Source organism: Candidatus Protochlamydia phocaeensis (assembly GCF_001545115.1).
Taxonomy (GTDB): Bacteria; Chlamydiota; Chlamydiia; order Chlamydiales; family Parachlamydiaceae; genus Protochlamydia_A; species Protochlamydia_A phocaeensis.
Genome location: NZ_FCNU01000023.1, coordinates 69,793 through 88,574 on the forward strand (window position 1 = coordinate 69,793; position 18,782 = coordinate 88,574).

Annotated in this window: 15 protein-coding genes; 7 read left to right on the forward strand and 8 right to left on the reverse strand. The window is 43.9% G+C overall.

Annotated features, from left to right (window positions below; genetic code table 11):
• The first annotated feature begins 33 nt into the window (after nt 1-33).
• The 3 genes from BN3769_RS09005 (at nt 34) to BN3769_RS09015 (ending at nt 2,121) form a co-directional block, all read left to right on the forward strand.
• Complete coding sequence (locus BN3769_RS09005; protein ID WP_068469748.1) at nt 34-771, forward strand: HAD family hydrolase; 738 nt, start codon at nt 34-36, stop codon at nt 769-771.
• A 14-nt stretch (nt 772-785) separates the two neighbouring features.
• Nucleotides 786-1,487 carry an HAD family hydrolase gene (locus BN3769_RS09010; protein ID WP_068469750.1) on the forward strand — a complete coding sequence of 234 codons (702 nt, stop codon included), beginning with the start codon at nt 786-788 and terminating at the stop codon, nt 1,485-1,487.
• 271 nt (nt 1,488-1,758) lie between these two features.
• On the forward strand, nt 1,759-2,121 hold the full coding sequence (locus BN3769_RS09015) for a hypothetical protein (protein WP_068469752.1): 363 nt from the start codon (nt 1,759-1,761) through the stop codon (nt 2,119-2,121).
• Nucleotides 2,122-2,259: 138 nt separating this feature from the next.
• Here BN3769_RS09015 and BN3769_RS09020 read toward each other — a convergent pair whose 3' ends face one another.
• From BN3769_RS09020 to BN3769_RS09030, 3 genes are all read right to left on the reverse strand, one after another.
• Nucleotides 2,260-3,450 (reverse strand): FAD-dependent oxidoreductase, encoded by a 1,191-nt coding sequence (locus tag BN3769_RS09020; RefSeq protein ID WP_079989495.1) that lies wholly within the window; start codon nt 3,448-3,450, stop codon nt 2,260-2,262.
• Between the two features lie 50 nt (nt 3,451-3,500).
• Nucleotides 3,501-4,247 (reverse strand): sulfite exporter TauE/SafE family protein, encoded by a 747-nt coding sequence (locus BN3769_RS09025; RefSeq protein ID WP_068469757.1) that lies wholly within the window; start codon nt 4,245-4,247, stop codon nt 3,501-3,503.
• A 177-nt stretch (nt 4,248-4,424) separates the two neighbouring features.
• Entirely contained in the window at nt 4,425-5,123 is a 699-nt protein-coding gene (locus BN3769_RS09030) for a two pore domain potassium channel family protein (RefSeq protein ID WP_195155567.1), read from the reverse strand.
• A gap of 223 nt (nt 5,124-5,346) precedes the next feature.
• Here BN3769_RS09030 and BN3769_RS09035 point away from each other — a divergent pair, with 223 nt between their 5' ends.
• The 3 genes from BN3769_RS09035 to BN3769_RS09045 are packed head-to-tail and all read left to right on the forward strand — an operon-like array spanning nt 5,347 to nt 11,177.
• The gene (locus tag BN3769_RS09035; protein WP_068469760.1) at nt 5,347-6,522 is read left to right on the forward strand and encodes an efflux RND transporter periplasmic adaptor subunit; all 1,176 of its coding nucleotides are present in this window, start codon (nt 5,347-5,349) and stop codon (nt 6,520-6,522) included.
• Nucleotides 6,523-6,526: 4 nt separating this feature from the next.
• The gene (locus tag BN3769_RS09040; protein ID WP_068469762.1) at nt 6,527-9,658 is read left to right on the forward strand and encodes an efflux RND transporter permease subunit; all 3,132 of its coding nucleotides are present in this window, start codon (nt 6,527-6,529) and stop codon (nt 9,656-9,658) included.
• A gap of 1 nt (nt 9,659) precedes the next feature.
• Nucleotides 9,660-11,177, forward strand: coding sequence for an efflux transporter outer membrane subunit (locus BN3769_RS09045; protein WP_079989496.1), 1,518 nt, complete (start codon nt 9,660-9,662; stop codon nt 11,175-11,177).
• A gap of 44 nt (nt 11,178-11,221) precedes the next feature.
• Here BN3769_RS09045 and BN3769_RS09050 read toward each other — a convergent pair whose 3' ends face one another.
• From BN3769_RS09050 to map, 3 genes are all read right to left on the reverse strand, one after another.
• Entirely contained in the window at nt 11,222-11,611 is a 390-nt protein-coding gene (locus BN3769_RS09050) for a DoxX family protein (RefSeq protein WP_068469764.1), read from the reverse strand.
• A 65-nt stretch (nt 11,612-11,676) separates the two neighbouring features.
• Nucleotides 11,677-12,279, reverse strand: a complete 603-nt coding sequence (locus BN3769_RS09055) for a DNA-3-methyladenine glycosylase I (RefSeq protein WP_068469766.1) — start codon at nt 12,277-12,279, stop codon at nt 11,677-11,679.
• Between the two features lie 126 nt (nt 12,280-12,405).
• The gene (map, locus tag BN3769_RS09060) at nt 12,406-13,299 is read right to left on the reverse strand and encodes a type II methionyl aminopeptidase (RefSeq protein WP_068469768.1); all 894 of its coding nucleotides are present in this window, start codon (nt 13,297-13,299) and stop codon (nt 12,406-12,408) included.
• 442 nt (nt 13,300-13,741) lie between these two features.
• Here map and BN3769_RS09065 point away from each other — a divergent pair, with 442 nt between their 5' ends.
• A complete protein-coding gene (locus BN3769_RS09065; RefSeq protein ID WP_079989497.1) occupies nt 13,742-15,466 on the forward strand; it encodes a metallophosphoesterase family protein in 1,725 nt (574 codons plus the stop codon).
• A gap of 50 nt (nt 15,467-15,516) precedes the next feature.
• Here the strand turns inward: BN3769_RS09065 and BN3769_RS09070 are convergent, their stop codons facing one another.
• Nucleotides 15,517-16,896 carry an amino acid carrier protein gene (locus BN3769_RS09070; RefSeq protein WP_068469771.1) on the reverse strand — a complete coding sequence of 460 codons (1,380 nt, stop codon included), beginning with the start codon at nt 16,894-16,896 and terminating at the stop codon, nt 15,517-15,519.
• 598 nt (nt 16,897-17,494) lie between these two features.
• Nucleotides 17,495-18,697, reverse strand: a complete 1,203-nt coding sequence (locus tag BN3769_RS09075) for a TIGR02452 family protein (protein ID WP_068469773.1) — start codon at nt 18,695-18,697, stop codon at nt 17,495-17,497.
• Nucleotides 18,698-18,782 lie beyond the last annotated feature (85 nt).

The window sequence follows — 18,782 nt, forward strand, 5'->3', positions numbered from 1 at the left end:
ATTATATAATAATAATCAATTAATGGAGTGCATATGCTTAAATTTCTTTCATTTCTATTCCCTCTTTTTTGCTTAACCTGTCTGCCTAGTCTAGTTTCCGCTCAAACTCCCCCAGTTAAAATCATTGTCTTTGATTTTGGCGGAGTGATTGCCAAAGGAGACAAGCAAGAAATTGGCAATTATATAGCAAAAACTTTTGATATTTCCCCTGAAGAGGGTCTAAAATCGCAAACAGAGCTCAAGCAATATCTAACGCAAGGGGGTAGCGAACAGGATTTTTGGAAAATGTATGCACAATCAAAGGGAAAAAGCTTACCAGATCAGTGGATAGAAAAACTGGACCAAGTCCGCTTAAGAGCGATTAAAGAGATTCCGGGAATGGTGAATGTTGTTAAGACTCTTCAAAAGCAAGGCTATCAAACAGCGCTTCTTTCCAATGTACGGATGAGCCAAGCTAAGCTAAAACGCCAATTAGGCTACTACTCTCTCTTTGATCCTGTCCTTTTATCCTATGAAATAGGGGTAGATAAGCCTAATGCCAAAGCTTATCAAATTTTACTGGATACCTTAGGAGCGCCGCCGGAAAGAGTCCTATTCATTGATAACAAACCTCAAAATATTGAAGCGGCCAAATCAATGGGAATAGATGCCATTTTGTTTCAAAATGCCGATCAATTAATTCGCGAATTCAGACAAAGAGGCATTATTATCTCTCAAGACAATCAAGAAGCGACTTCCCCTGCTGCATCCGCCCAAATAAAAAACCCTTAAAGCGAGAAATTGCCATGGCAAGTAAATATTTATTTAAAGTGCTTACCCTCTTGCTTGTTTTAGTTGGCTTACCCTCTCTTCACGCCCAGCCACAGGCCACAAGCGTCAAGGCCATCGTTTTTGACTTTAGCGGAGTGATTGCGAAGAAAGATAAGGGGCAGATCGTCCAATTTGTAGCTACTTCTCTGTCCATTTCCCCAGATCATGCACAAGAAGCCCTCCAAAATCTTAAACATTGCCTTAAGAAAGGCAGCAATGAAGAAGATTTCTGGCAAGTTTATGCTCAATCGATAGGCAGGAAACTCCCTGCTAATTGGCTTCAACAGCTCGATCAAGCCCGCTTAAAGGCCATTGTTGAAATTCCCGGAATGGTCAATTTAGTTAAAAATTTGCAAAAGAACGGATTCCAAACAGCCCTTTTATCCAATGGCGGGACAAGCCGCGCTCGCTTAAAAGATCAAATCGATTTATATAACCTTTTCCACCCCGTCCTCTTATCTAGCGATATTGGAATAGCTAAACCGAATCCAAAAGTGTTTCAAATCTTATTAGATACGCTTCAATTATCCGCCAACCAAGTGCTGCTGATTGATAATAAGGCTGAAAATATTCAAGCTGCAAAAAAGCTGGGAATAGATGGCATTGAATTCAAAAACCCGGATCAATTGATCCAAGAACTCGATAAAAGAGGCATTCGCGTATCTACTGCCCCTTAGAGAGTATTAAAATCGCTAATGACCTAAATTCGCCTTCTTTTCCCCTAAGAAGCGATAGGAGAACGAGCCAATATTTACTCAATATAGCCCACTTTCTCCTATTACTTCTTAGGAAGAAAATAATCTCAAATATAGATTATCGCATGCATCTGATAGCAGCTTCTAAAATCAGAATGACTGATATTAATTAACATAAAGTTGACTATTATTTAATCAAATGTTAACTATAAATAATTAATATAATTAAAATTAACAAACAAAGAAAGTAACAATGAATATTAGATTCGATTCATTTATTTCCAATACAGTTGAGCCCCTAAAAAAAACAGTTCAAACTTATAGCAAAGAGATATTCGCTGCAGCTGTGTTAGCCATCAGCGCTTTAGCAGCCCTTTTATTTTCTGTTTACCGCTCAAATATACAGGCACAAACGCGTTCTTGCTCGAATATACAAGCAAATGCCAATCCCCCACCGGATTGCCAGGAAATACAAGAAATAGAGGTGAAATCAAGAGAGATATTAAAAGGGCTTCCACAGCCTTCCACTCCAGCTTTGACGCATCTCACGAAAGACCGGGTTAGAGTGCAAGCCAAGCGGCCGCCTACGCGCAAGCCTTCTAAAAGGGTCCATTAAATCGGTTATGATGGCATTAAGAGTCTCTTAGAAGGCTTCTTAAAGCCAGTTAGCTTTTATGCATTTGGTCAAAGCAAACTAACCAAGCAGGATCGAGCGAAAAACCGGTCGCCCGATTTTCCGCCATGAAGAAAGCATTTATTCCAAAAAGGGATGGCCTAAGAAAAACAGGGAATTGCGATCGAGTAGCTTCTTAAATTCTTTGCGGTCGAGCTCTTTTTGCTCTTCTTCGGACAATTGGTCGGCATGAGGAATAAAAGTTCCGCCTAGTACGCCAGCGCAATTGATGCCTGCTATTTGATCAGGTGTGACAGAACAATTTTTGGGAAAAAGATAAATATATTCTTCTTTTCCTTCTTGCTCAACCTTAGTGTAGATCATGTAATCCATATGCTCCGTTCCCGCTGCAGGGCTTAAGACTGCTAGATGACCTCGCACAGGAACCATATGGGCATCTTGGTTCAGTTCCCTTCCTCCCAAGCCGGCGCAATTAAAAATCACGCTTTCGTCTATGTCATCATAGGAGGTTACCGTTTCAATTTTAATGGGAATACCCAGCTTTTCCACTTCAGCCTTTAGTTGGCGCATTAAAGTCGTTGTATTCATAAAATAAGTCATATATTTGATATAGCCGGGATGCATGACTCCATTGCCAAAATCAAGGGTGACCAATTCTTTTTGGGGAATCAATCCGCGCGCTTCCAAATCTTCCACTCCCGATTCAGTCTCTTCGCTACAGAAAACAGGCATCAAACGGACTGCCTCAGGGCCAATATAGGCATGCTGTCCTTGTTCTATTTTTCGATAAGTCAAAAAAGTCTTCATGCCTATTTCATTTAAATTGGCTTGTTCCTGAGGAGATGTCTTCACAGACACTAAAGCAAAGTAGCCGGCTGCCCGCCAAGAAGGAATGTCATAAGCTTCCTTTGTTGTTATCCCATCCACACGATAATCTAAACGCGAAAGCTCAATAGCCGCAGTTAATCCCATGCATCCGGAACCGATTACTCGGATAGGCCGCTCTTTATCCGGTATTGTTCCCTCGAACAATTCAATAGCCTTATTGACAGATCCAAAAAGGGTTGTCCATCCCGACCCTCCCATGCCATAGCAATTTACAATCAACTTTTCTTTTTCCTTTTGCCGATGCTTCTGAAGGGAAATATTAAAGCATCCTTCACGCATGGGGCGGGTGCAAACAAGCTCTTGGGAAACTGTTTGCCGAGAGATAGAAGGAGGCGTCAATTGGACAACAGTAGGCTCCGAATAAGCAAAATACGTAAAAGACATAAACGAAAGGGGGGATAACCATTTAAATAATTTCATCATTATGCCTCGCTAGAAGATTAGAAATAAAGGGGCCATTGCTTACTTTCCACTTAGAGTTTATTGAACAGAATAAAAATCCCTAAAATGATAAGGCTGATTCCAAATCCTTTTCTCAAGTAGTCTTTAGGTACGCTCCCAGCAATCAGACTGCCGATCCAACTGCCAATAATGCCAAGTAAGGAGACTAAAATGATGACCGATGAATCGACATGCAGCCCCATCTTTTCTATCATTACGAACTGCTTGACAAAGCCTGTAAAGGCATTGATGGCAATAATCATCAAACTTGTTCCAATGGCCAAGTGAATGGATAGATGCAAGAGAAGGACAAGGGCGGGCACAATGAGAAATCCGCCGCCAATTCCGATAAATCCCGTCAAACATCCAACCAGAAAACCGACTAGCATGGTGAAGCTGATGGGAATCGTCCTGATTAATTTCTCTTCACTTGGCTTTGCCAGCATTTTCCAGGCTGCGATAAGCATGGTGATAGCAAAAATCACAAGCTGGGTTTTGCCGCTAAAATAAATTGAGACACAAGCGCCAAGATAGGCTCCGATCATTCCCGTTAGCCCAAAGAAAACAACGCTTTTCCAATCAATCATTCGCTTGATTCCATAGGGAATTGATCCGGCCAAGGCAATGGTTCCAACGATGGCTAATGACTCAGCAATGGCAAGCTTGTCGGGACGATGCAAAAGGAAAACTAGCACGGGAACAGTTAAAATGGATCCGCCTGATCCTAGCAAGCCCAAACTTAATCCAATCGTTAAGGCGCCCAATAAAGTTAATATCATGTCCGTTCCTTAGCTAAGAGGGTTTCTTAAAACCTCGATCGGATGGTTTGTGTGTGAATTTTTGTTATAAATGTGTAAAAATTTTGTAGCCATATTTAATAATATTGCGAAAAATTTTTCCGTATTTATAGCAAAAATTGACAGCAAAGCATCCTGATCATGGTTTTAATACACCCTCTAAGAGCGCCGATGCCAGACGCTAACGACTTTGGCTATAAAAGTCGCGACAAAAAGCTGACCAAAGACGGCTTCTAAAATCATCATTGACTTAGCAAAGCGATGGATGGGAACAATATCCCCTACTCCTAGGCAAGTCAGCGTTGTCAAACTAAAATATAGCAAATCAAATTGTACGCCATAGCCATTCTCAAACATATTTTCAGGTTTTATTTCACTTATGCCATGAAAACTATGCGGAATAGCGATATTAATTAAAAAATAAAGCCTGGACCAAAGGATCCCCGCTAACCAATAAATAGTAAAAGCAGCAAACATCAGGTTCGTGCTAATAAGCGAAGCGGCTATAACCCTGATTGATAAAAAGAAAATCGCCATGCCTAAATACAGGCAATAGCCGCAATAAGCGATTATTACAAAAGTTGAAGAGGACCGCATCAACCCTAATCCGTCAAAAATCAAGGAAAAAACAATTAAAAAAGCCCCTGCCGCCAACACTTTTTTTTGCTGGCTTAAGGTATAGAGAATAGATAAAATTAAAGCGGTAAAGCAAAATTGCAATAAAAGATGGGCATAGAATCCCTCGTTGAATAGCGGGATAAGGACAAAAGTGGCCACAAGGCTAATAAAAACGCCGATAAAGCCTTTAGTAGGCCAGAAATTAGATAAGTTCCATTTAACAGCCAAGTCCGGCATCATTGTCATCTCTCATTAAGTTTATAGTTCTATTGAATCTTTTCTTTTCTCTTATCGAAATAGCCGCTTATCTTTGCAAATGATTTTTAATTTTCATCTATCGGCATCCGATCAAGCTCTGACTCATTTCTTTTCTCATGTCTGCCCTATCTCTTCCCATTTCACATTTTTACTTGAGGTTTGCGAATAAGTTCGATATAACCACTTAAAAAAAATTATTATCTTTATGTTTCGATCTCTCTATCTTTCTCTTCTGTTGATTGTGTTAGCCGCTTGTTCCAAGACGGATATTAAGCCTCCACCCCCGAAAGTCGATGTAACAGACTACGTGGTTGAGCCTAAAACGATTCCTGCCGTTTTTGATTTTATCGGCTTTGCGGAAAGCAGCCATGCCGTAGAAATTCGAGCCCGGGTAGAAGGCTATCTAGATACGATTGCTTATGAAGAAGGGCAGATCGTCAATGAAGGGCAGCTTTTATTTCAATTAGATCCTAGACAGTATGAAGCGAAAGTGGCGCAAGCGAAAGCCGATGTCTCCAAGCAAGAAGCCATCTTAGAAAATGCCAAGCTCACCGTCAACCGCTTGACGCCTCTTTATGAACAAAAAGCGACTAGTAAAAAAGATTTAGACAATGCCATTGCCAATCAACTGTCTGCCGAAGCTTCCCTGCAGGCATCTAAGGCGCAATTATTGGACAGCAAAATTCAGTTGGATTATACGACGATCCGTTCGCCCGTCACGGGCATGGCAGATAAAGCCAAATTTAGAGAAGGCGCTTTAATTTCTCCGGGTCCCGATAATTTGCTGACAACGGTTTCTGTATTGGATCCAATGTGGGTGTATTTTACCATCTCGGACAATGACATTCTAACCGTGACACAGCAGCAAGCAAATAAAAAGCTGATTCTGCCTAAAGATGATCAATATAAGGTAGAAATTATTTTGGGCGATGGCAACATTTTTCCCTATAACGGCCGAGTCGACTTTAGCTCGCCCACTTATGACCAAAGTACAGGGACCATGCTAGTAAGAGCCGTTTTTCCCAATCCCAAGGGCGGCTTTTATCCGGAGGATTATTTGCGTCCGGGCCAATTTTTGCGAGTCAAGGTTTATGGAGCGGAGAGGCCCAATGCCATTTTTGTTCCTAAGCGGGCTTTATTGCAAAAAAAAGGCGGGATGTTCGTCTATCTCATTGATCAAGATCAAAAAGTCATTGCTCAAGATGTGACTGTTGGAGAATGGTATCAAGATTATCAAATCATCACAAATGGATTAAAAGCAGGCGATCGCATCGTGGTGGATGGCATTAATAAAATCCGTCCGGGGACAACAGTTCAGGTGATCGGGCCTTGGAACGCTGCTTCAGATTCAAAAACGCCTTCTTCGCCGCAGGGAAAATAGGTCTATGCTTTCGAGTTACTTTATCGATCGTCCCATTCTGTCCAGCGTGCTTTCCATTTTTATCTTTCTGGCCGGATTGACATCCATTTTCCTTCTTCCCATCGAGCAATTTCCCAATGTGCTTCCTCCACAAATCAACGTCCAGACTTCTTATTCGGGAGCGAATGCCCAAACCGTTGCCAATACGATCGCCTCTCCTCTTGAGCAGCAAATTAACGGCGTGGAAAACATGATCTATATGTATTCCAATAGCTCTTCGACAGGAGATTACAACCTCAACGTGTTTTTTGATATCGGATCAGATATCCAGCAGGCATTAATTGATGTGCAGAACCAGGCCAATTTGGCTATTCCCCTGCTTCCGGAAGAAGTGCAAAAAGGCGGCGTCAATATCCTTAAGCAAACGCCTGCTATCTTGCTTGTCATCGGCGTGCAATCTCCGGACAACCGCTATGATGAAATTTTTCTTAGCAACTATACAACAGTCAATATTGTAGAAGAGCTGCAACGCACGCCTGGAGTCAGCAGCGTCACGATCATCAATGACCGCACCTATGCCATGCGCATTTGGCTGGATCCTGCCCTTTTAGTCAAATACGGGCTATCGCCTAGCGATGTAGCCAATGCAATCCGGGATCAAAACTCCGAGTACTCGGTCGGCCGCTTAGGAGAGCCTCCCACTCACGGCCCTGTTGAATTGACGTTATCCATCTCAAGTGTGGGTCGTTTAAGCACGCCGGAAGAGTTTGAAGATATCATTTTAAAGGCCAATCCCAATGGATCACTTGTTCAAATCAAAGATGTCGGCCGCGTTGAGCTTGGCGCCCAGCGCTATGACGTAGTCGGAACGCTTAATGGCGTTCCCACCATTTCCATTGCCATTTTCCAACAGTATGGAGCGAATGCCTTAGCGGTAGCCGATGCCATCAAGAAAAAAATGGAACATATTGCCAAAGATTTTCCTCAAGGGATTGAATACTCCATCCCCTATGACACGACTAAGTTCGTTATTGTTTCCATCCATGAAGTCGTTAAAACGATTTTTGAAGCTGCCATATTAGTCGCCCTTGTCGTATTTGTATTTTTGCAGAACATGCGGCTGACGCTCATTCCCTTGCAGGCCATGATCATTTCCATTGTCGGTGCATTTGCAGGCATGCTGATACTTGGCCTGTCCATTAATATGTTGACTCTTTTCGGCATGGTGCTGGCTATTGGAATTGTCGTTGACGATGCGATTGTCGTCATTGAGAATGTCGAGCGCAATATGCGGTTTCACGGCTATTCAGCTAAAGAAGCCGCCCATCAAGCCATGAAAGAGGTGACAGGCCCCATTATTGCCATTGTCTTGGTTTTATGCTCAGTCTTTATTCCTGTCGCTTTTCTAGGCGGAATTGCAGGTCAATTATATAAGCAGTTTGCTTTGACCATTTCCATTTCTGTCATCATATCCGGCTTTGTGGCTTTGACTCTAAGCCCAGCTCTTTCAGCTATCTTGATCAAACATCGCAGTACCTCCAGATTTACAGAGTGGTTTGACCGTTTTTTTGATGGATTTACCAATCTATATGTGATCGGAGCCCGTTGGCTTATCATCCGCCCATGGATAGGACTATCCGCATTTGTGGTCCTCTGCGGATTCGTGGCTTGGCTTTTTTACATTGTCCCGACAAGCTTCGTTCCCAATGAGGACCAAGGCTATTTGATAGGCGTTGTCAGCATGCCGGAAGGATCCAGCCTTAACCGCACGGTTGAAACGTCCGATCAAGCTGAAGCGATTGCCCTAAAAAATCCAGCTGTCGACTTATTTTTCGAGCTGTCCGGCTACAGCTTTATCGACGGATTGAACCGCACGAATCAGGCTACTAATTTTATTGTCTTAAAGGATTGGGACCAGCGTACAAAGCGCAGCGAAAGTGCAGATGCTGTCATGATGCAGCTTTATCAGCAATACTCTAAAATTCCTCAGGGCAATGTTTTGGTCTTCAATCCTCCTGCCATTCAAGGGTTAGGAACGATCGGAGGCTTTGAATTTTGGATTGAGAATCGTGGATCGGGAGACTATGCCCATTTGGAGGAAATCACTCATCAATTCATCACCAAAGCCTCGCAACGGCCTGAATTGACTAATTTGGTTTCTATGATCACAGCTAATACGGAACAGGTTTATGTCAATCTTGATCGGTCCAAAGCGCGCTCTTTAGCTGTTCCGATTAATGAAGTATATAGCGCTTTGCAAAGCCTTTTCGGCTCTTATTACGTCAATAATTTCAATAAATTTGGCCGCGTCTATCGCGTCCTATTGATGGCCGAGCCGCGTTTGCGCACCAATCCTCTTGACATTGAGCAAGTGTATGTCAAATCCAATACCGGTAAAATGATTCCTTTAAGTACGCTTGTAACATTAACAAATACGGCCGGGCCTAATTTAATCAGTCGCTTCAACGCTTTTCCCTCTGCTAAAATCAATGGCAGCGCCTCTCCTGGCTACAGCTCAGGACAAGCCATGCAAGTAATGGAAGAAATTGCCAAAGAGGTCTTGCCAGAAGAGATGAGCTTTGCCTGGGGCGGCGAATCTTACCAAGAAAAAGCAACGGGCGGAAGCTCTTCGAAAATGATGATGGCTGGCCTGTTGATGGTCTTTTTAATCTTAGCTGCCCTATACGAAAAATGGACGCTTCCATTAGCCATTGTCCTCGCTGTGCCTTTTGGCCTTTTCGGCGCCCTGTTGGCTGTCTGGTTAGTAGGAATGAATAATGACATCTATTTTCAGATCGGCCTTATTACCATCATTGCCCTAGCTGCAAAGAACGCCATTTTGATTGTCGAATTTGCCGTGATCAAGCATGAAGAGGGATTATCTTTTATTGAAGCCGCCATTGAGGCCGGCAAGTTGCGTTTTCGAGCGATTTTAATGACATCCTTGACCTTCATTTTCGGCGTCGTTCCTTTAGTATTGAGTACAGGCGCAGGAGCCAATAGCCGCCATTCGGTAGGAATGGGAGTGCTAGGAGGAATGATCTCAGCAACCTTCTTGGCCATCTTCTTTGTTCCGCTTTTCTTCCGCTTGATTCAAGAGTGGACATCAAAAAAGAAAAAGCCGACTGAAAATGCTCCTTTACCCCCTAAGGCCTAAGATGCGTAAATCCATTTGCTTGTTAAGCCTGTTCCTGTCTTTGACCGCTTGCTTTAGGCCCACATACGATCCTCCTTGTATAAGTGTTCCGCAAAGCTGGCGCCTGAATACGGACGAAGGAAGCACACTATGCAATATGCGCTGGTGGGAGCAGTTTAACGACCCCATCCTTAACCAATATATTATTGTCGCCCTGCAAGGGAACCAAAACCTGCAAGTTGCCATTGCCCGTGTACGCGAATATTATGCCCGGCTTGGCATCGCCGATTCTTTTCTCCTGCCAACGATCAACGGCAATGCCAGCTTTACGCGCAGCAAAATTTCCCTAGCCTCTGCCAATCTTTTTCCAGGAACGACAGCAGCAAACGGAGCGGCGGCTCCAGCACTACCAACGGGCTTTAAGCGCATTTTTAATGATTACCAATTGTTTCTTAGCTTGAATTGGGAGCTTGATTTCTGGGGACGCCTGCAAAGTCTTTCGGCAGCTTCCTATGCTGAATTGCTTGCTCAAGTCGAAGCTAGGCGGGCTGTCGTCATGATGGTAACCACGGCTGTTGCCAATGCCTACATTACGCTTCGCCAACTGGATGCTCAATTAGCCGTCTCTCAAAAAACACTAGAGTCGCGCTTAGAATCGCTTAAGCTTGCTCAATACCGCTTCGAAATGGGCGAAACATCCGAAATCGAAGTCAAACAAGCTGAAGCGGAAGTGGAAATCGCCGCCATCCGTGTCATTGAATTTCAACGCGATATCCCTCAACAGGAAAATCTGCTAAGTATCTTATTGGGAGAAAACCCCCATTATATCGAGCGGGGATCTTCCCTGGATGCCCTGCAGTATCCTCCCACTATTCCTGCCGGCCTCCCCTCTGATTTATTGACGCGCCGTCCCGATATCATTCAAGCTGAAGACAATTTGATCGCCGCCAATGCGCGTGTATTCGCAGCAGAAGCGCTCTACTTTCCTCAAATCAATTTGACCGGGACTTATGGAAGCGAAAGCGAAAAGCTCCATCGGCTGCTGACTTCCCCTGCCGAAATGTGGCAATATGGGCTCAATCTCATCGAGCCGCTCTTCGATGCAGGCCGAACATATTTTCAAGTGGAAGAAGCCGAAGCGGTCCGAGCAGAAGCCCTCTTCAATTATCGCCAAGTCGTACTGACAGCTTTCCGGGAAGTCAACGACGCATTGATTGCTTATCGAAAGGACCGCGAGCTTGTACATGAGCACCAAAGGCAAGTCAAAGTCCTGGCAGACTATCTGCATTTGGCCCAGCTTCGCTATGCAGAAGGCGAAGTCGACTACTTAAACGTACTGGATGCCGAGCGCTCCCTCTTCGATGCTCAGCTGCAGCTTGTGCAAGCCCAAGCGGACAGCTTTATTGCTATTGTGCAGCTTTACAATGCGCTAGGCGGTGGATGGGTCACTGATGCCGATAACATTGCCTTGGCCGGCGGTCAGTGTGAATTAATCGAAATGCTCGATCTGCCGAACAAATGTGAGCAAGAGGGTGAATAAAAGAAGAACAAGGGCTGCCTTCGAAAGCGAAGTCAGCCTCTCATTTAGCCATTCTTATTATCTAAGCTAAGAGGACCTGAGCCAAAATAAGCAATCAGCAAGGCAGCTCCCAACATAGAAAGGTTTTTCATGAACATGATCTTTTGGATCTCAGCCATTGCAGGATCAGATAAGCTCCAAAAAGCGTGCATCATTAAAGTGACCGGAATGAGAAAGAGTACAATCAGCCAAGCGCCCAAGCGCGCTTTATAGCCAATTAGGATGCTCAATCCTCCGATAAGAGCCATCAAACCGGAAAGAGGAACAAGCAAAAACGGCACCGGAACGCCTTGGTTAGCCGCATAGGCAATTGTGCCATGAGAGAAATGCCCCATGGCTGCCATAATAAAAATGGCCGAATAAAGAATGCGGCCTAATAAAGCAAGATAGTCCATAAATTGATCCCTCCACTTATTTCTGAGATGCAATCTACGGTTGTAACCCATTAAATAAAATTAAACTATTTATTTTTTAACAGCTCCTGATAGCGAAAACAATCCACCGTATGATCATTCACAAGTCCAGTTGCTTGCATATGGGCATACATGACAGTAGGTCCAACAAAGGTAAACCCTCTTTTTTTTAAGTCTTTGCTCAATGCAATCGATTCTTTGGTTTCAGCTGGAATATCTTTCATGCTTTTCCAGTGATTTTGAATGGGCGCCCCCCCGACAAAGCTCCAAATGTATTGATCAAAGCTGCCGTATTCTTCTTGCACTTCCAAAAAGTGCCTAGCGTTGTTAATCGCCGATAAAATTTTTAACCGATTCCGGATGATGCCCTCATCAGCAAGAAGCTCGGCCACTTGACGCTCTCCATACTCGGCCACTTTTCGAGGATCGAACCGAGAGAAGGCTTTTCGATAGCCCTCTCTTCGCTTAAGGATAGTCAACCAGCTTAGGCCCGCCTGCGCACCTTCAAGAATTAAAAATTCAAAATGCTTTTTATCTTCATGGACGGGCACTCCCCATTCTTTGTCATGATATTCCTCATATAGCTTATTGCCACTAGCCACCCAATGACAACGGCATACCGGTTCGCATAACAATTCTTTCTTGCTCATCCCTTATTCCTAAACTATTTTCAAGCTTTTTTAGAGGATCTTTAAAACGGCTAATGGCCTAGGTTTATATTTTCCCCTAGAAGGAAATCATCTCAAATGGACTATTATGGGGTTTTATACACCCTCTTAGCGAGTCGTAATAAACACGGCGCCTTTTTCATCCACAAGAACAGAATTTTCCGCTTGGGCCACCATCCCATTTTCTTCTTCGATCAAAGCAGCATAGCCTTCAATCGCCCCAACTTTAAGTAATTCCCTAAGCCCTTTCCTAATCTGAGCAAGCGTCAGGTCTTTGTCCAATAAATCATGGATGGCAAAAGGAAGCCCATGAAAAGACTTTATCTTGATCAATAGGGCTTTGGCAATATCGGACTGAACCGCCTTTGCTGATGCAAAGGAAAAAATAGCCGGTTCGCCCGCTTCATAGATCAAGCCTTTTCCGTTCGTCATAAACGGTTCAATGGCAAATGTCATGCCAGGCTTAATAACGGCAGTCGACTGATTGTCATAATTGGGAATAATCGGAGAAGTATGAACCTTATAGCGGGCTAGGCCATGGCCGGATAGATTAAAAATCGGGGACAACCCATGCGAAGCGGCGACGTCTTCTATGACTTTGCCGATTTCACGGACGGGCAATCCAACCTTAACAATTTTCTCCGCTGCTGCCAATGCCTCTTCAGCCGCATCAAGGAGAACTTGGTGCCGGCCCGACAAATCGACTGTCACCGCACAGTCGCCAATTGCTCCATTATAGGAAATTCCCACATCTAATTTGACAATTTGATCCGAAAAAATAATATCCTCATCCGGCTGCGGCAAATAGTGGGCGGCCACTTCATTAAGGGCAATTTGAGGCGGAAAAGCAGGCCGAGCGCCTAATTCCGCAATCTTTTGATTAATTTGGGCAATGACCGCATTATAAGAGGCGCCCGGTTTAATCAATCCTTTGCCAAAGGCGCGCACGTCTTTCGCAATTCTCCCGGCGCGAATGAACTCTTCTTTATATGTCTTATTCATGCAAATGACCTAGTTTTAAGAGACTACTATGAGTTTTTAGACGTTTGAAAATTTTAACATTTTCATTCTTAGAAAAAAAATAGAATCTCAAAGAGAGAACATTTATATTAAGAAAGTGTCGGCTTCCTAAAAGAGCGTATTAAAACTGCTAATGACGTAGATTCGCATTCTTTTCCCCTAGGAAGCGATAGGAAGAAAATAACCGCAAATATCGATTAGTATGGGTTTTAATACACCTTCTAAAAAAATATAAATAAATCCCTTAACAGTTCAATAAACCTATCCCGAAGCGAACTCAACATCTTAGAATCGAAAATTCAATTTTTCAACTCACTTCGCCATAAATAACCCTTTTGTTTATTAATTATAAATAAATTACAATTTCATTTATTTACAATTTAAACTTTTATAAATAAGTTTTATTAAACTTGGAGGATGAGTGATGCGATTATGCGGCACGGGTCATTTAAAAGCAGAGGATCGATTGATTAGCGCGCCTTTTCTACAGTTGCCTGCAGCACATAGTGTGCGTGTCGTATGGTTTACTTCCTTTGAAGGGCATTCCCATTGGGTAGAGTGGGGAAATGAGACGAAGCAGCGAGCCGTTGCGCATTCACGCCGTTTAAGCCGGATCCGAGAAGACCTCTTTCATCCGGATGGATCCATCAAGGGATGCGCCCCTGTAGCAGTCTGGCGTCATGAGGCAGAAGTGGCGGGCTTAAAAGCTGGCCATCGCCTGCCCTATCGAATCGCCAGTCAGAAACTAGATGGAGAGATCCTCTATAGTTCCACCTATTCGCTGGCCCCCGCCCCGCCACCTGGCCAGGCGATGCGCATTCTCTTGACGTCGGACCACCAACGCAAGCCCATGGTTCCCGCAAACCTGCAAAAAGCAACAGAAACAATCGGACACTTTGACGCTGTTTTTTTTGCTGGGGATTTAGTTGAGCTGGCGGATGGCTATCCCGATTGGTTTACTCATCCTTGCGGATTCTTCCCCAGTCTGCAAGGCAAGGCAGAGGGGCCTGTCCACGGACGCGTTTATAAGGGAGCGGAAATTATTCAGCATACTCCAGTTTTTCCCGCTATCGGCAATCACGATGTCATGGGACGCTACTCTTTAGAAAAGAGCTTACATTTTCAATTTCACGATCCTTATCCAAGAGAGCAAGCCGCCCTTCTCTCTTCCGGTCAGAACGAAGACAAGCTAAAAGATCTGTCCTTTAATACCGATACTTACGAAGAAATTTTCACACTCCCCGTCCAATCGCAGGGACATTCGACCTATTACGCAACCACGGTTGGAGATGTCCGCCTAGTGGTGCTATATGCCACGCGCATTTGGCGCTCTCCAGAGGAGAAACGTTCTCAAAAAGGGAAATATCAAGAGGCGAAAGACGCGCTGGCCCATCCAGATCAATGGGGGCACGGAGATTTTATTTTCGAACCTCTAGAAAAGGGCAGCAAGCAGTATGAATGGCTGATCGAAGAGCTGCAGAGCGCGCCTTTTCAACAGGCCAAGCTGCGAATGGTCATGCTTCATAATCCCCTTCATACTTTAGGAGAAAATGCCGTTCCGCCCTTTTCCAATCCTATTCAAACGATCCGCAGAGATGAAAAGGGCTGCATTCAAGCAATCGAGTACGCTTATCCCAAGGAGCAAGACATCCTTATCCGGGATATTGAACCCTTGCTCGAGCAATATGAAGTCGATCTCGTGCTATGCGGCCATAGCCATGTATGGAATCGCTTTCAATCTAAAGAAGGCATGCACTTCTTGGAAACATCTAATGTTGGCAATAGCTACGGAGCTTATACAAGCGCGAATAACCATTTTCGCGAGATGGCCTTAGAAAGGGATTTAACTAATTATGTGGCAATGGATGATCCCAATGGGTTAGAGCCCATTGTCCCTTCTATAGCTCCTTTGAAAGATGAGAGGGATCAGCCGCTTCCTTATATTGCAAGCAACGAGCTGACCGTTTTCTCTGTGCTTGATACCGGACGCAAAGTCATAGACAGCTATTATTTCGATACTAAACATCCCGAAAAAGGAGTAGTCAAATTTGATTCCTTCTGCCCCTATAGAAGGCTTTCTACCGATGAAATGGCGGAGAAATACAGGATAAAAATGTCTCAAGGACATCTCGCAATGGAAAAATTATAAATGAATAGAGGGCTCTCGCATTATGAAAGCAGCAAGAGCCCATCTTTAATTTAACGCTCTCCTTCTGCGACAAGAAGACTTGCAGGACCAGTTATAATTGCCTTCTCTTCAATCTTGTCCTCAACGGTAAAGACAATTTCATGCCTTAGGCGATAAATGCCTGTCAAATTGACGATCAGTAATAAAGCCCCTGCTAAACGCATGACCAGCAGCGCATGGGTCTGGTCGAAAAAAGCAAAGAAAGTCAAAATGGCAATCGCATAGCCCATATAAAAAGAAGCGCCTCGCGTCGGATGCAAATAACGGGCGCACTTCATCCCAACGATTAAATAAGCGATCAAAGTAGTATACCCCAAAATGAAAATGAAGAGAGGCATGAGCATATTCACTAAAGGAAAATAACGCGCCAGGGCTAATTGCACCAAAGGGGCATTCTCTCCTCCAATAGGCGTTTGCCAAAGCCCCGTCACCAATACGACTAAGATGCTCAACGTACAAATAAAATTATCCAAGCACACGCCCAAGAAAGCCATTCGCGCTTGCCGCTCCGGATAAACGGTATGCGATTCGCTTTGGATAGTCGAATCATAGCCAATTCCAATATCAGCAGCATAGCTAGCTCCAGCAATGCCATTTTGAATGGCCAGCATTAGCGAACTGCCGGCAAAGCCTCCTATTGCGGCATGGCCAGTAAATGCCGACTTCACGACAGTCAATAAAATGGCAGGCAAATCAGCGACATGATGCCCGATCACCCACAAACACAAGCTAATATAGATGACCATAAAAAGAGGCATAATCCAAGAGCAGACTTGGGCCACTCGCGATACGCCTCCTAGGCTTGCATGCACAATTAAAGCCAATAAGGCAAAAGCAATAATGAGGCGATTAATCCCCCATGAATAAGCCAGCGTATCGACAACCACATTGAACTGATAGATTTCTGCTCCATAGATGCATAACAGCACACAGACAAGGCCTGATATCCAAGGTGCCTTGAAAGCCTTTTTAAGGAAAAACATGGGCCCCCCATCATAGCTTTGCCTCTCATTCTTGACGCGATGCTTAAGCCCTAAATAAATTTCCGCATATTTGATCAAAGTGCCGGCAAAGCCAGCGACCCATACCCAAAGCAAAGCGCCAGGCCCTCCCAGCTGGATAGCCGTGACGATGCCCACGACATTTCCCACTCCAAGCATGCCTCCTACCGAGGCAAAGAAAGCCTTAAGAGGATGCAGCCCGCGCTCACTAGCCGATCGTTGAAAGGCCTCTTGCAAAAATGTGTATATGACATGCCGAAAAGCACGGATTTGGAAGACGCGCGTTTTGATCGTCAAATAGCACCCCAATAGCATGATTAAAGAAAAACCAATATATCCCCAAAAAAACGCATCCGCTTCCATGAAAAAGTCAAAAAGATAAGTAAACATATTCATCCCACACTGTATTTATTTCTGAAGCGAGAAAAAGCCCTGAAAGGCTAAAAAAGATGGAATGAACCAGGTTAGCTTCGCCAATAAAAAAGTTATTTAACGCCTAACGTAAAGCTCTTAGAGGGTGCCTTCAAATTCATAATGCCTATACTCAAGATTATTTCTCGGGCAGGTTGCGATTTGAGACAAACTTTTAACCATCAAAGGCTAATTATCGCCATATTTTAAAAATGAATTAACAAAAGACTAAAAAGGGAATTATTTTCGTTTAGAAGAAACGAAGGAAGGTTTGCGTTTCAAAGACGCGAAAGAGGAAAGGATGGAAAAAAAAGAAATTAAAGACGCCATTGCTGTCCGTTCTTGATAAACCGGCGATGGCATACAATCACCATGGCACATATTGAATATCCTTTTTGTTAAAGGGTTAAATAATTAAGAGAAAATCTCTTTGTTTACTATCTTATTTATTATTTTATTTCATGTCAATTAAGTACATGCTTATTTTATCTCACCATCAATTTGGATAACTTTATTCGCAGGTGAATCCAAGCCTCTTATTTAGGATCCATTTGCGTATACTTATCCTAAAATATTCTTAAACATTGAGCTGGGCGCATGCTTGAGTAAAAGCATCCACATTGTTTTGATCTTTTTGATTCAGCCTTAAGATGGCAAAATCCACGCATTCAAAGCGTCCGTTAAATTCCGCTTCTTGAAACACTTCGACAAATAGACGAGAGACTAAGCCAGGCGGATTTTCGAACGCTCCGCATCCCAGCGCCCCTAAGACCAAATGCGTATGTCCTTTCAACGCCATGATCCGCAGCATATGCCGGATTTTGCTTTTTGTGCCTTCTATGTATGGAATGGAATTTTGCAAGACAGATTCATCTAGCTGCTCGTTGAATGACAGCCCTAGAGCTGACCGATCACTTGATATTCCTCTTAAATCATAAGCAGCCACAGCAACTAAAGCTACCTCTGCGGGATGATCCATAAAGGCAAATCCATTTGCACCATCTTCTCGAAAAACTTGAACATGGGGGCAATAGGCTCCGCCCATTTCAGGAAGCGGATAGGCCTGTGTTTTTAATCCCAAATAATGGTTGGAGCGGCGGCATAACGCTTCTTCCTGAGCCGGGCAGCCTTGTACAACACCACCTCCAGCACGGTAGCGATTGGCCATATTGATCCCTACAGGATTTTTACCTTCCTCTTTTCGCCTTAACAGCACTTGAAAGGTATCTTCTGCAAAAACAGTAAAAAGCGTTTGATGATTGTGTTCCACGGGAGGCAAACGTTCGATTTGATCATAGGTCATTGTCCCTCTTAACATCGGCTCATGGTTTAAATGAACCACAACTTGATTGGGCGTGCGATAGCCCCGCTGGCAAGCTTGCAAAGTTTCTTGAAAAATGCGCGCATTAAAGGCCATCGCATTCTCTTGTTCGCTTGGCCGATATGAGCTAGCCGTTTCAATGGGCTGATTCTCAGGATTGATAGGCGCTCGTGAAAACTGCCCTCCTATTTGGCTCCACTTAAAGCAATCATAAACAGCAATGAGCAGATTACCTACTCCAGGAATGAGTAAAATGGCACAGCGGGCATAGCTTTTTGTCTTCAGGTAAGTATAATAGCGATTTGCTTGCATATCCGGCCACCCGCGGCAATCCCATACCCTTTTTTGAAAAATATCAATCAAATTCGTTATCGTACTAATCACAGGCAGACGATCACAGAGGCGATCTACCTGGATGAGCAGAGAGGCAAGCGAAAGAGTTCTAGAAGAAATAGCCATTTTTCACCAACTAATCATTAAGCTTTTAAACCGTAGAAAAACAAAGCCCTATTAATCTTGTTTGTGCAAATATAAGTAAATGTAA